11 protein-coding genes are annotated in these 13446 nt (G+C 60.4%); 4 read left to right on the forward strand and 7 right to left on the reverse strand.

Annotated features, from left to right (window positions below; all coding sequences use genetic code 11):
• Nucleotides 1–60 precede the first annotated feature (60 nt).
• A complete protein-coding gene (locus C6382_RS17030) occupies nucleotides 61–984 on the reverse strand; it encodes a LysR family transcriptional regulator (protein ID WP_107025547.1) in 924 nt (307 codons plus the stop codon).
• Between the two features lie 138 nt (nucleotides 985–1122).
• On the opposite strand from C6382_RS17030, the gene C6382_RS17035 reads away from it, so the two are divergent.
• Nucleotides 1123–2352, forward strand: coding sequence for an acyl-CoA dehydrogenase (locus tag C6382_RS17035; protein WP_107025548.1), 1230 nt, complete (start codon nucleotides 1123–1125; stop codon nucleotides 2350–2352).
• Between the two features lie 42 nt (nucleotides 2353–2394).
• Here C6382_RS17035 and C6382_RS17040 read toward each other — a convergent pair whose 3' ends face one another.
• The 3 genes from C6382_RS17040 to xthA all read right to left on the reverse strand — a co-directional run bounded on the left by C6382_RS17040 (nucleotide 2395) and on the right by xthA (nucleotide 5832).
• Nucleotides 2395–3402, reverse strand: coding sequence for a TerC family protein (locus C6382_RS17040; RefSeq protein WP_107025549.1), 1008 nt, complete (start codon nucleotides 3400–3402; stop codon nucleotides 2395–2397).
• A gap of 165 nt (nucleotides 3403–3567) precedes the next feature.
• Nucleotides 3568–4890: a substrate-binding domain-containing protein gene (locus C6382_RS17045; RefSeq protein ID WP_107025550.1), complete on the reverse strand. Its 1323-nt coding sequence runs from the start codon at nucleotides 4888–4890 to the stop codon at nucleotides 3568–3570.
• Nucleotides 4891–5019: 129 nt separating this feature from the next.
• Complete coding sequence (gene xthA, locus C6382_RS17050; protein WP_107025551.1) at nucleotides 5020–5832, reverse strand: exodeoxyribonuclease III; 813 nt, start codon at nucleotides 5830–5832, stop codon at nucleotides 5020–5022.
• 162 nt (nucleotides 5833–5994) lie between these two features.
• Here xthA and C6382_RS17055 point away from each other — a divergent pair, with 162 nt between their 5' ends.
• Entirely contained in the window at nucleotides 5995–6654 is a 660-nt protein-coding gene (locus C6382_RS17055) for an N-acetyltransferase (RefSeq protein WP_107025552.1), read from the forward strand.
• A gap of 57 nt (nucleotides 6655–6711) precedes the next feature.
• Nucleotides 6712–8454, forward strand: coding sequence for an autotransporter assembly complex family protein (locus tag C6382_RS17060; RefSeq protein WP_107025553.1), 1743 nt, complete (start codon nucleotides 6712–6714; stop codon nucleotides 8452–8454).
• Nucleotides 8455–10718: 2264 nt separating this feature from the next.
• Here the strand turns inward: C6382_RS17060 and C6382_RS24755 are convergent.
• Nucleotides 10719–11117 (reverse strand): LdpA C-terminal domain-containing domain, encoded by a 399-nt coding sequence (locus C6382_RS24755; RefSeq protein ID WP_371919630.1) that lies wholly within the window; start codon nucleotides 11115–11117, stop codon nucleotides 10719–10721.
• Between C6382_RS24755 and C6382_RS24760 the strand changes: the two genes are divergently transcribed.
• Nucleotides 11028–12125, forward strand: a complete 1098-nt coding sequence (locus C6382_RS24760) for a translocation/assembly module TamB domain-containing protein (RefSeq protein WP_371919631.1) — start codon at nucleotides 11028–11030, stop codon at nucleotides 12123–12125. The two genes, C6382_RS24755 and C6382_RS24760, sit on opposite strands and share 90 nt — an antisense overlap.
• Before the next feature lie 9 nt (nucleotides 12126–12134).
• On the opposite strand, the gene C6382_RS17070 is transcribed toward C6382_RS24760, so the two are convergent.
• The gene (locus C6382_RS17070) at nucleotides 12135–12665 is read right to left on the reverse strand and encodes a DUF2589 domain-containing protein (RefSeq protein ID WP_107025641.1); all 531 of its coding nucleotides are present in this window, start codon (nucleotides 12663–12665) and stop codon (nucleotides 12135–12137) included.
• A 117-nt stretch (nucleotides 12666–12782) separates the two neighbouring features.
• Nucleotides 12783–13421, reverse strand: a complete 639-nt coding sequence (locus C6382_RS17075) for a DUF2589 domain-containing protein (RefSeq protein ID WP_107025555.1) — start codon at nucleotides 13419–13421, stop codon at nucleotides 12783–12785.
• Nucleotides 13422–13446 lie beyond the last annotated feature (25 nt).

The raw sequence follows: 13446 nt of genomic DNA on the forward strand, positions 1-13446 counted from the left end.
TAAGGGCATGAGCTAACCTAATGGCAGGTTGACGTATACGTCAAGCGCTGTGGGGCAAGCCTATGCCTGTGCCCGCTCGTCCTGTGCCACCACCGTCTGACACAACTCGATGATCTGCTCGCGCATCCAGCGGTTGGCCGGGTCCTGATCGGTGCTTTCATGCCAGTACAGGTGGGTTTCCAGCGGTGGCACGTCGTTGACCGGCAGGCTCAGATAGTTGAGCTGGTGGCGGCGGGCGAAGCGCTCTGGCACGGTCATGACCATGTCGGTCTGTTGCAGCACCTGCGAGGCCATCAGGTAATGCTGCGAACGCAGGGCGATCTTGCGCTGTACGCCCATCTTGCCCAGGGCCAGATCGACATAACCCAGGCCGTTGCGGCGGCTGGAGATATGAATGTGGGTCAACCCCAGGTACTCGTCCAGGCTGAGTTTGTCTTTGGCCATCGGGTGGCCCTGGCGCAAGGCGCAGACGTACTGATCCTGCATGAGCTTGACGTGGCGCACCTGCGGGTCGGTGTTGAGCGGGGCATCGACGGCAAAATCCAGGCGCCCGGCAGCCAGCTCCTTGGTGGTTTCACGGCGCTTGCAGAGAAAGCTCTCGATGATCACCGCTGGGGCCAGGCGGCGTAGGCGCTGGAACAGCGGCGGCAGAATCACCGCCTCAGTGAGGTCGGTCATGCTGATGCGAAAGGTCTTGTTCGCCTGCAAGGGATTGAAGATGCGACTTTCCTGCACCGAAACGCGTAACAGCGACAGGGCGTTGCGCACCGGGCCGATGATGTTCTGCGCCATGGGCGTGGGCACCATGCCTTGCGCGGTGCGTACGAACAGCGGGTCGTTGAAGGTCTCGCGCAGCCGCGCCAGGGCGTTGGACACCGCAGGCTGGGTGATGCCGACGATCTGCCCAGCGCGGGTCAGGTTGGCTTCGGTGTAGATGGCATCGAAGACGATGAACAGATTCAGATCGACCTTGCTCAGGTTCATGGGCGCTGCTCTTGTTGGTGTTATGGGGCAATCATATATTGGTTATGAATGTTTATACACGCCGAGAATAGGCTAGGTGGATTTTGCTCACTGATCTAGGCTCTTCATCAGATCCTCTTTCCACTGAAGGTACTGCCCATGGATTTCGCCTATTCACCCAAGGTCCAGGCGTTGCGCGAACGTGTCACGGCGTTCATGGATGCTTATGTCTATCCCGCTGAGGCGCTGTTCGAGCGCCAGGTTGCCGAGGGTGACCGCTGGCAGCCGACCGCAATCATGGAAGAGCTCAAGAACAAGGCCAAGACTGAAGGGCTGTGGAACCTGTTCCTCCCTGAGTCGGAGCTGGGCGCAGGCTTGAGCAACCTGGAATATGCGCCCTTGGCCGAGATCATGGGGCGCTCGCTGCTGGGCCCCGAGCCGTTCAACTGCTCGGCCCCGGACACTGGCAACATGGAAGTGCTGGTGCGCTATGGCAGTGAGGAGCAGAAGCGCCAGTGGCTGGAACCGCTGTTGCGCGGTGATATCCGTTCAGCTTTTGCCATGACCGAGCCGGATGTGGCGTCTTCCGATGCCACCAACATGGCCGCCCGCGCCGTACGCGAGGGCGACGAGTGGGTGATCAATGGTCGCAAGTGGTGGACCTCCGGTGCTTGCGATCCGCGCTGCAAGATCATGATCTTCATGGGCTTGAGCAACCCGGACGGCCCGCGTCACCAGCAGCATTCGATGATTCTGGTGCCCACCGATACTCCTGGGGTGAAAATAGTCCGGCCACTGCCGGTGTTCGGTTACGACGATGCCCCTCATGGCCATGCCGAAGTGCTGTTCGAGAACGTGCGGGTGTCCTATGAGAACGTGCTTTTGGGTGAGGGGCGAGGTTTTGAAATTGCCCAGGGGCGGCTCGGCCCGGGACGCATTCACCATTGCATGCGCTCGATCGGCATGGCCGAACGGGCCCTGGAATTGATGTGCAAGCGTTCGGTGGAACGCACCGCGTTTGGCCGCCCGCTGGCGCGCCTGGGCGGTAACGTCGACAAGATCGCCGATTCGCGCATGGAAATCGACATGGCTCGGCTGCTGACGCTGAAGGCGGCCTACATGATGGATACCGTGGGCAACAAGGTCGCTCGCAGCGAGATCGCACAAATCAAGGTAGTGGCGCCGAACGTGGCCTTGAAGGTCATCGATCGGGCGATTCAGATTCATGGCGGAGCCGGGGTCAGTGGAGATTTTCCACTGGCTTACATGTACGCCATGCAACGCACCCTGCGCCTGGCCGATGGCCCGGATGAAGTGCACCGGGCGGCGATCGGCAAGTACGAAATCGGCAAATACGTCCCTAAGGAAATGCTGCGCAGCGGGCATTGATTCGCACGCCATGGATATCAGGCCCGCCGATGCGGGCCTGATTCATTTGTGGCTGCCGGAGTTTGCAGGATGTTGTGGCTGGTCACGCGTCTTGAACAGTGACAACAGCACGCCGCCGCTCAACAAACCCACCGTCACACCCAGCGACAGCAATGCCGGTACCGCGCCAATCAGGCCGTGATAGAAGATCTTGCTACCGATAAAGATCAGCACCAGGGCCAGGGCGTACTTGAGATAGACAAAGCGATGCATCAGTGCCGCCAAGGCGAAATACAGTGCACGCAGGCCAAGGATTGCGAAGATATTCGAGGTGTAGACGATGAACGGGTCCTGGGTGATGGCGAAGATGGCCGGCACGCTGTCTACGGCAAACACCAGATCGGCCAGTTCGATCAACACCAAGGCCAGGAACAACGGGGTGGCGTACAGTCCGGCCTTGTTCTGCCTGGCAGCCTTGAGGCGCACGAAAAAGCGCGGGCCATACAGGTCGTCGGTGACGCGCAAATGACGGCGCACAAACTTGAGTGCAGGGTTGTTGGCCAGGTCCGGGTGAGCCTCCTGGCGGGAAAACAGCATCTTGACTCCGGTAACCAGCAAGAAGGCACCGAACACATAGAGGACCCAGGCGAACTCCTGGACCAGAGCACTGCCGATGCCAATCATGATCGCCCGCAACACCACCACGCCGAGGATGCCCCAGAATAATACCCGGTGCTGGTAAACGCGGGGAATGGCGAAGTAGCTGAAGATCATCGCCATGACGAAGATATTGTCCATGGACAACGATTGCTCGACCAGAAAGCCGGTGTAGAACTCCAAGGCACGTTGCGCGCCCAGTTCCATCCAGATCCACCCGCCAAACAGCACACCGACACTGAAATAGCCAGCGTACAGCAGCAGGCTTTCGCGCATTTCGATTTCGTGGGCCTTGCGGTGTAACACGCCCAGGTCCAGCATCAGCAGGGTCAGGACAATGCCAATGAATGCCAGCCAGAACCAGGCGCTGGTACCGAGAACGTCGCTTTCGAGAAATACTAGTAGAGCCGCCATGCGCCCCTCCTTGATTGTCGACGTTGCCATAGGCAACAGTGACTCCGACATGGCGGCTTGGCAGCCGTCAGAGGGGCCCGGCGTCAATAATCAAAGCCTAGCTGTGGAGAGCACTGACGCCCAGTCGGCGCTGTTACAAATAATTGCGCGGGCTGTTACGGGCAGTCAATAGACCCAGACTTCAACCCGCCGGTTGCGGATGCGGCCTTCTTCGGCGGTGTTGGCGGCTACCGGCAGTTCGTCGCCCAGGCCGATGATTTCGCGCAGGGTCACGCCCTCCTTGACCAGTTCCCGGCGCACGGCCATGGCACGCAGGCGCGAAAGCAGGGCAGCGCGCTCGGGATCGTGCTTGGCATCGCCAAATCCGACCAGCACAGCACCTTGTTCGAGCTTGTTGTGCTGACGCAGGAATTCAACCACCCGCTGCACATCACGCAGCGCCTTGTTGTCCAGGCTGGCATTGCCCTCCTGGAAGCGGAAATTAACCGACAGGCGCTGGGCGTTGCGCGCCAGGGTCCGATAGGACAACGGCATGTTGTCGGCGGGAGGTACCTTGACGGCTTGAACCTGCTGCCCGACAAACCCGTTACTGCTGACGATCGCCTGCCCTTTAGGGCTCTGGGTAAACTCCACCAATGCCCGGGCCCAAGGCGTAGCCTGGGTGGGAGGCAGATAAAAGTACAAGCGCCGTGACAGCGGATAGTCTTCACTGGCCACCAGCGCCGGGCTCGGCAGCATCGGCCGCGAGGCGCCATCGGCAATCGCCAGTACCTTGGCCCCATGTACCGAAGCCAGGCTGGCGAAGCCTATGGCCTGACGGTCCGCCAGGACCTCCCGGGCCAGTTGCTCGCCGGATTCGAAGCGCCGGGCCGTGGTGGCCAGCGGCCGCCCGGTGGCATCGAGCACCAGCGCTTTGAAGGTTTCGAAGGTGCCCGAGCGGTCATCCCGGGCGTACAGGTGAATTGGCCCGTTGCCCAGTCCCAACTCCTGCCAAGTAGTGATCCGCCCGGCAAAGATCTGCGCCAATTGCGCGGTACTCAACTGTGGCAGCGGGTTGTCGGGGTGGACGATCACGGCGACGCCGTCCAGGCCGATGACCTGTTCGGCAGCGGCGCTGTTCAGGTCGCCGAGTGCCTGAAGTTCGCTCAGCTCACTGACCTTGATCGGGCGCGAGGCAGCGGCCAGTTCGGCCTGTCCGGTTTTGAGTGCGGCAAAACCGGTGCTGGAGCCGTGGGCGGCGATGTCGATGCGCAAGGGCTGGCCATGGGCATCCCGGGCGTTGACCTGGATTTCGTTGGCAGTGCTGGCCGTTACGATTGATATATGGCTGGCGCCTTGAGCTTCCAGCATACCCTTGACCAACGCTGGCGCCAGCGCCGCGCCAATAGTATTCGAGCCCTGGATACGGAGTTGAGTCGAGGTGTCAGGGGCTGCCTGAGCATAGAGCGCAAGCAGGCACAGCAGAATCAGGCTGAGGTGGCGGAACATGCCGGCAGGCACTCTTCGGGCAAAGGATTTGCCGCAGATTAAGACGGTTGGATGACCGTAATGTGACAGCGCCTGATCGCTGGGCAAACCCCCATAGTGAGAGCGGGCTTGCCCAGCGAAAAGTCAGTGTTAAGCCAGTTCCAGCCAGATCGGCGCATGGTCCGAAGGTTTTTCCATCGCGCGCAGATCATAGTCGACCCCCGCCGCCTTGATCCGCGGCAGCAAGCCCTGGGAGGCCATGATCAGATCGATACGCAGACCACGTTTGGGCTCATCTTCGAAACCGCGGCTGCGGTAGTCGAACCAACTGAAACGGTCGGCAACCTCAGGGTGCAGGTGACGGAAGCTGTCGACCAGACCCCAGTTCTTCAGGCGTGCCATCCACTCGCGTTCTTCAGGCAGGAAACTGCATTTACCAGTCTTGAGCCAGCGTTTGGCATTGTCGGCGCCGATGCCGATGTCACAGTCCTCGGGGGAGATGTTCACATCGCCCATGACCAGCAGCGGCTGATCGTTCTTGAACTGGTTTTCCAGCAGCGCCTGCAGGTCGCTGTAAAAACGCTGTTTGGCTGGGAATTTGGTGGGGTGGTCGCGGCTTTCGCCCTGAGGGAAGTAGCCGTTCATGATGGTGATCGGCGTGCCATCGGCATCGGCGAAGGTGCCCCAGATAAAGCGGCGCTGGGCGTCTTCCTCATCGGTGGCAAAGCCCTTGTGCAGGCTCAGCGGCGCCTGGCGCGAGAGCAGGGCGACGCCGTAGTGGCCCTTCTGGCCATGGAAATGCACGTGATAACCCAGTGCCTGGACCTCGGCCAACGGAAACTGATCGTCGCTGACCTTGGTTTCCTGCAGGCCGATCACGTCTGGCTGATGCTTTTCGATCAACGCCGCCAACTGGTGGGGCCGGGCGCGCAGGCCATTGATGTTGAACGAGACGATCTTCATGGGAAACACAATCCTGATAAAACCAAGGATCCTAGCCGACATCGACGGCTGCGGCCAGCATGGCGCACCACTGCGTAGGCTGCTAACGTGGTGCTCGGGGCGAACGTCGGCGCAACGTACGCCTTGAAGGCAATGAATGCCCATTTGTGGAGGTTTTTCAGTATGGCCGAATCGACTGCTGTCCCGGCTCAGGTCCGTTTGCTTGATGGCGGCTATAACCGTGAGGCGCGTTCATTGTTGTATCACGCCTATCGGCATGAGCCGACTTTTGCCTTCCTGTTCGAAGCGCAGCGTCCTGGCTATGATCAGCGTATTCGCGCCACGGTGCGTGAACTGGTCAAGCAGCATTTTCTTCAGGAGTTGCCGGCATTGGGGCTGCTGGTTGACGACCGGCTGATTGGCATTGCCCTGATTGCACCGCCACAGCGCCGCCTGGGTATCACTGAGAGTTGGGCCTGGCGCATGCGCATGGTCTTGAGTACCGGTTTTCGCTGTACCCGGCGCTACCTCGATTATCAGGCAGCACTGATGGCCTGCCTACCGGGCGACGCCGTGCATGTGTTGCCGCTGCTGGGCATTCATCCGCAGTTCCAGGGCAAGCACTATGGTGAGCAATTGTTACAAGCTGTGCATGACTGGTGTGCCGAGGACGAGCACTCCCAAGGTGTGGTGCTGGACACCGGAAATGAACACTATCTGGCCTTTTATCAGCGCCAGGGTTACCAGGAAATCGGCGAAATTGCTGTAGGACCTGTTCGCGAACATGTGTTCTTTCATCCCAATCCCCAGTCATCTCGGCGTGCATCGGCCGTGCCTGCATAGCTGGCGGGAGAGCCTCGGACTCCATGCTGGCGCCAAGCTCTGGTAGCATCCGCGCCTATGACGTATTCAGGACGATTCACCTGCGGTTTGATTCTATGGATGGCCAGCGTTGCCGCGTATGCGCAGAGCGAGTTGGTTGTGAAGGTCAAACCTGCCAATAACGAACTCAAGGCCAATGTCGAAGGCTATATCGGCAGCCTTGGTAAACGCGATGAAGAGGCGCTGCTGCGTTTCAGCCGTGGGGCTGTCGAGCAGGCGCACAAGGCGGCTCAGGCCCTGGGCTACTATCAGGCGCAGATCGACAGTGAGGTCAAGCCGCCGGCCAAGGCCGACAAGGGCCCGCAACTGATCCTCAACATCGACCCCGGCGAGCCTGTGCACCTGCGTGACGTGACCATCCGCATTGATGGCCCGGCCACTGAGCTCAAGGCATTTCGCATGCCCGACAGCAAGGCCCTGCGTTCAGGCGAGGTGCTCAACCATGGCCATTACGAAGACGCCAAACGGCTGATCCAGAACCAGGCTGCGCGCTACGGTTTCTTCAGCGGGCGTTTCCTGCGCCAGCGCCTGGTAGTTGATCCCCAGGCTGGCGTTGCCGACATCGAATTGATCTATGACAGTGGCCCACGCTATCGCCTGGGCAAGGTCAGTTTTGCCGGTGACACGCCGTTCGACGAGACCCTGTTGCAGCGCATGGTGCCGTTCAAGGCCGACACCCCCTACGATTCCGAGCTGATTGCCGAACTCAACAATGCCCTGCAATCGAGCGGCTATTTCGAGGGCGTGCGGGTCGATGCCGCGCCCACGGCAGCGGTAGAACAGAGCATTCCCGTCGCGGTGCAACTGAGCACCCGCAAACCACGCACCATGGGTCTGGGCCTGGGGTTTTCGACTGACGTCGGTCCGCGTGGCAAGGCCAACTGGACCCGGCACTGGGTCAATCCACAGGGCCATAGTTATGGCTGGGAAACCGAGTTGTCGGCCCCCCGGCAGAATGTCGGGTTGTGGTACGACATTCCCCTCGACCCACCATTGACCGACAAATTTCGCTTTGCCGGTGGCTACCAGAACGAAGAAATCGCCGGCACCGACACGCTGAGCAAGCTCCTCACCGTTGGCCCGGAGTGGCACAGCAAGCTACCCAGTGGCTGGCAGCGCGTGCTGTCGCTCAAGTACCAGCGCGAAGAGTATCGCTTAGGGGATGACTCGGGCCTGAGCAACCTGTTGATGCCTGGCGTCAGCTATTCCTATCTGCGTAGCGACAACCGTATTGACCCGCACAACGGCTATCGTCTGCAGTTCGATGTGCAGGCGGCCAAGGAAGGGCTGGTGTCCGATACCAACCTGCTGCATGCCAATGTGGTGCTCAAGGGTTTGACCACACTGGCCCAGAAACACCGTTTTCTCGGGCGCGTGCAGGTCGGCGGCAGCGCCACCAACGATTATCAAAGTTCGATTCCGCCCTCGCTGCGTTTCTTTGCCGGTGGTGACCAGAGTGTGCGTGGCTATGACTACCAGAGCCTGTCGCCGGAAAACTCCGATGGCGATCGGATTGGTGGCCGCTACCTGGTGGCCGGCAGTGCCGAGTATCAGTACGAAGTGATGGAAAAGTGGAGGGTGGCGACTTTTGTCGACCAGGGTAATTCATTCAACAACCTGGAGTTTCCCAGCCTCAAGACCGGTGTCGGTATTGGCGTGCGCTGGGTATCTCCGGTCGGACCGCTGCGTCTGGATCTGGCCCACGCGCTGGATGACGATGGCGGCTTTCGTCTGCACTTCTCCATGGGGCCGGAACTGTGAGTCGCGTTTTCAGAAATATCCTGCTCGCGATGCTGACACTGTTGCTCATGTTGGTGTTGCTGCTGGGCCTGTTACTGGGGACCCAGGCGGGTAGTCGCTGGGCGCTGGGTCTGGTGCCGGGCTTGCAGCTTGAGCAGTACCAGGGGCGTCTGGGCGGTCAGTGGCAGGCCGAGCGCGTGCTGTGGGAGCAGGGCGCTGACCGGGTCGAACTGGTTGCACCGGTGTTCGCCTGGTCACCGTCATGCTTGTTGCGCATGACCTTGTGTATCGAGCGCCTGCAGGCCGAGCAGGTCAATCTCGCCTTCGCCCCTGGCGAGGCCAAACCCGACAGCGGGCCGCTGCAATTGCCCACCCTGAAACTACCGTTGGCGATCGAGCTGGGTGAGGTGCGCATCGGTCACTTGCGCCTGGATGGCAACGAGCAACTGAGCCAGTTGCAACTGGCGGCTCACTGGACCGTTGCCGGATTGCAGATCGACAGCCTGCAACTGCAACGCGATGACTTGCATTTGAGCCTGCAAGGCCAGCTGCAACCCGAGGGCGACTGGCCGTTGCAGATTCAGGGGCAGTTACAGCTGCCCAAGGTCGATGGCCAGGACTGGCAGTTGGCCGTACAGATTAAGGGCGAGCTGCAGAAAACCCTCAAGCTCACTGCCGACAGTAGCGGTTACCTGAACGCCCGGCTCAGTGGTGAGCTGCAGGCACTGGCCGAACAGTTGCCGGCCAAGCTACAGATCAGTGCCCAGGCGTTCAAACCTGGTGCTGAGCTGCCTGACACCCTGCAACTGAACAATCTTGAACTCAGCGCCAAGGGCAACCTGCAGAGTGGCTATCTATTGCTCGGCTCGGCCACTCTGGCGACCGAACAGCAGCCTGTGGCCTTGAGCCTGCAGGGCAAGGTCGATGCCAAGGGCGCGCAACTGAGCGCCCTGGACCTTACTGCCGGCACGGATCAGCGCCTCAAACTCACGGCCAGTGCCGACTGGCAAAAAGGCTTGAGCGCCGAGGCAACTATCGACTGGCTGGACTTCCCCTGGCTGCGTCTGTACCCGCTGGAGCCAGCGCCACAGGTCACGTTGCGCCGCTTCAACGGCCAGGTGCAGTACCGCGATGGCAACTATCAGGGTGAGTTCAAGGGCGACCTTGACGGGCCAGCGGGTGCGTTCAGCCTGAGCAGTCCGTTCAAGGGCGACTTGCAGCAGATTGCCTTGCCTCAATTGGCGCTTAATGCCGGGCAAGGCAAGCTTGCGGGAAGCGTGAGTGTGAAGTTCGCTGATGCTGTGGCTTGGGAGGCCGCTCTCGAACTGTCGGCGCTGAACCCAGCCTACTGGCTCGCCGAGCTGCCTGGCACTCTGGCCGGTCCGCTACGCAGCAAGGGCCAGATTAAAAACGGTGAACTCAGCCTGGACGCCGAACTTGACCTCAAGGGCCGCCTGCGCGGCCAGACGGCGGTGCTCAAGGCTGTCGCCCAAGGCGCAGGGCAGACCTGGACGCTCGGTACTCTGAACGTGCGCCTGGGCGACAACCATATCAACGGCAGTGGCAGTCTGCAGCAGCGCCTGGCCGGTCAGTTGGACCTCAATCTGCCTCGGCTTGGCCAGCTCTGGCCGCATTTGCAGGGACAGCTCAAGGGTAGGCTGGACGTCGCCGGAACGCTGCATGCGCCGCAAGGTACGCTGACCTTGCAGGGACAGCGACTGGCCCAGGCTGACAATCACTTGCAGCGTTTGGCCTTGGACGCACGGCTGGACAGTGCCCAGCGGGCAGTGATTGATTTGCAGGCGGGCGGAATTCGTCTGGGCGATACCGCTCTGGGCGTGCTCAACGTCAAAGGTCGTGGCGACATTCGTCAGCAGCAGCTGGAGCTGGCCCTCGACGGACCGCAACTCAAGCTTGATCTGGGCCTGGATGGGCAATTGGACAAGGGCAGCTGGCGTGGACGACTGGCCACTGGTCAGATCCAGGCCGGCGGTCAGGACTGGCGGTTGCAGGCACCAGCGAAACTACAACGCCTGGCCACTGGGCAACTGGATTTCGGCGCCCATTGCTGGCGCTCCGGGCAAGCCAGCCTGTGCGGCGACGACCAGCGTCTGGCACCCGAGCCGCGCTTGCGTTATCACCTCAAGCAATTTCCGTTGCAAAGCCTGGCGCAATGGTTGCCCAAGGACTTCGCCTGGCAGGGGCTGCTCAATGCCGACATCAATCTGGACCTGCCGGTCAGTGGTCCGAAAGGCACCATTGTGGTCGATGCCAGCGGTGGCTCCCTACGATTGCGCGAGAAGGATCAATGGCTGGATTTTCCCTACCAGACCCTGCGCCTGCAAAGCACCCTGGCACCACGTCGGGTTGATACCCGTCTGGATTTCAAGGGCGAACGGTTGGGCGAACTGTCTCTGGCCACCCGCCTTGATCCGGTGGCCCGCAACAAGCCGCTGAACGGTGATTTCCGCCTGACCGGGCTGGATATCGCCATTGCCCGCCCGTTTGCACCGATGGTCGAGCGTCTGTCCGGCCAGTTGAACGGTAGCGGGCAGCTGTCTGGCACGTTGCTGACGCCACAGGTCAACGGCAGCTTGAACCTGACCGCTGGCGAAGTCGCCGGGGCAGAGCTGCCGGTCAGTCTGGAAGACCTGAGCCTGCAGGCGCTGATCGCTGGCGAGCAAGTACAGATTAACGGTGCCTGGAAAAGCGGTGAGGCCGGCCAGGGCAGCCTGCGTGGCCAGATCGGCTGGGGACGGGCTCTGGCGGTTGACCTGCAACTGCAGGGCCAACGTCTACCGGTCACTGTCGAGCCCTATGCGAACCTGGAGGTGGCGCCGGACCTGAAGGTCAGCCTGCTCGATGACAAGCTGGCGGTGGCGGGTAAGGTACGGGTGCCCAAGGGCAAGATCACGGTGCGTGAGTTGCCGCCTTCGACCGTCAAGGTTTCTGATGACACGGTGATCGTCGGCCATCAGACCGAAGAAGGCAAAGCCCCGATGGCAGTCGCCATGGACATCGATGTCGAGGTGGGCCAGGACAAGTTGTCGTTCAGTGGCTTTGGCCTGACCGCCAATCTAATCGGCCATGTGCACATTGGTGACAACCTCGACACCCGGGGTGAGCTGAGCCTGGCCGACGGTCGCTATCGTGCCTACGGCCAGCGGCTGACCATCCGCCGTGCGCGCCTATTGTTTGCCGGGCCCATCGATCAGCCTTACCTGGACATTGAAGCTATTCGCCAGACCGATGATGTGATTGCCGGTATCCGCCTCAGTGGTAGTGCCGAGCAACCCACCACCCAGGTGTTTTCCGAGCCGGCGATGAGCCAGGAGCAGGCCCTGTCGTACTTGGTATTAGGGCGCCCCTTGGGGGCCACGGGCGAGGACAACAACATGCTCGCCCAAGCGGCACTTGGCCTGGGCCTGGCTACCAGCGCCGGGGTTACCGGCAGCCTGGCCTCGAGCCTGGGGATCGACGATTTCCAGCTGGACACCCAAGGCAGCGGTACCAGCACCAGTGTGGTGGCCAGCGGCAACCTCACCGAGCGATTGAGCTTGCGCTATGGCGTGGGTGTGTTCGAACCGGTCAATACCGTTGCTCTACGTTACAAGTTGAGCAAGAAGGTCTACCTGGAGGCTGCTAGTGGCCTGGCAAGCTCTCTGGATATTTTCTACAAGCGAGATTTTTGATGATCGCTATCAGCGTACGGTCGCAGCTTCGATGAATTCGTTGCTGTCGTCCGTGGGCTTGGGGGACTCTGGCAGTCGTTGCGGGCTGATCAGGTTGGTGTATTCCTCGATCAGGCGGTTCAGTGCCTCGGGAGGCTCGCACGCCTGGAACTGCATGCGGATTTGCACTTCGTCGGGATCACGGGCGTCGCCGTTACGCTTGTTCTGGCCGCCTACCGTTACATAGAAGCGCTCGCGCTTCAGATTCTCGCTGGCCTTGGTGGTTTCGGTGTTCTGGATTCTCACCGACAGGTCGACCTGCATACGCTCTAGCGCCAACCCCCTGGGCGAAACCAGGGCAATCAGCGGGACGTGCATCTTGTGCTGATCATCCATCGCCACTTCAACCATCTTGGCTTTCATCGGTGAGCCCAGTGCCTGGGCGTCATAGTCGAAAAACTGATCGAAGAGTTTGATGTACTGCTGGGCGATCAGATTATTGGTGGCGGCAGCGGCTTCCTGCAGGCCACGGGTAATATCACAAAGATCGCTGGCAGTGATGGGGGCGTTTTTTGAGGAGAGATCATCCAAACGTTTGCACTCCTTGTGTTTCTAGCAGGGGCCCCTCACCAGGGAGAGGCCGAATTTGTTAGCAAAGCATGTTCAAGCGGGTATTTTTTATGATTGCGTTGCTTTGTCGGGCATTGGCAGGGCCGATTCAGGCAGTGCCTCAAGGTTTTGAGCAGTGGCATCGCCCATGACCACCGGCTTGGTGGCCGCATCAGTGAGGAAGTCAATTACGCGCATCAAGGCTTCTGGTGGATCCTGGCGGCGGACTTTGGTGTTGAAGGCATAACGTGCACGGGTGTCGGTTTTACGGGTCTGGCTGGACTTGTGGCTGACCTGGCCTTTGACATTGAGTCTGAATGGCCCCCAACCCAGCGAGGCGCCAAAACTCGCTTCGCCACCGGTTTCCGTGGTGCTCTCGGCTTGCTGGCTGATGGTCAGCTCAAACTCGATGTTGCCTTCTTCAATGACAATGTTGGGGTGGGTAACCGCTGCCAGCAGCGGGATTTGCATCTTCTTGGAGACGGTTCCCTTATAGACCCCTTGTTCATCGGTGATGGTTTCGTCGTAGTCAAACTGAATGGCGACGGCCTTACCATCCTGGATACAGACGCCCATAAGAAAGTCGGCGTACGACTTGCTCGCGGTGACTTGCGCCTGAATCATCGCCTGCAAGGGGCCGGAGATCATTCGGTCCAGTGGCAAGGCGTTCATGACCGAGCCGATCAAGCTGTTATCGATAGTTGCCATTAGAAGATTCCTTGTGATGAATGCA

The organism is Pseudomonas sp. BBP2017 (genome assembly GCF_003024385.1).
Lineage (GTDB): Bacteria > Pseudomonadota > Gammaproteobacteria > Pseudomonadales > Pseudomonadaceae > Aquipseudomonas.

Bases quoted from the DNA above. Each gene is read 5' to 3' on its own strand.
- C6382_RS17030 (WP_107025547.1), bottom strand. From the start codon at position 984: ATGAACCTGAGCAAGGTCGATCTGAATCTGTTCATCGTCTTCGATGCC.
- C6382_RS17035 (WP_107025548.1), top strand. From the start codon at position 1,123: ATGGATTTCGCCTATTCACCCAAGGTCCAGGCGTTGCGCGAACGTGTC.
- C6382_RS17040 (WP_107025549.1), bottom strand. From the start codon at position 3,402: ATGGCGGCTCTACTAGTATTTCTCGAAAGCGACGTTCTCGGTACCAGC.
- C6382_RS17045 (WP_107025550.1), bottom strand. From the start codon at position 4,890: ATGTTCCGCCACCTCAGCCTGATTCTGCTGTGCCTGCTTGCGCTCTAT.
- xthA (WP_107025551.1), bottom strand. From the start codon at position 5,832: ATGAAGATCGTCTCGTTCAACATCAATGGCCTGCGCGCCCGGCCCCAC.
- C6382_RS17055 (WP_107025552.1), top strand. From the start codon at position 5,995: ATGGCCGAATCGACTGCTGTCCCGGCTCAGGTCCGTTTGCTTGATGGC.
- C6382_RS17060 (WP_107025553.1), top strand. From the start codon at position 6,712: ATGACGTATTCAGGACGATTCACCTGCGGTTTGATTCTATGGATGGCC.
- C6382_RS17075 (WP_107025555.1), bottom strand. From the start codon at position 13,421: ATGGCAACTATCGATAACAGCTTGATCGGCTCGGTCATGAACGCCTTG.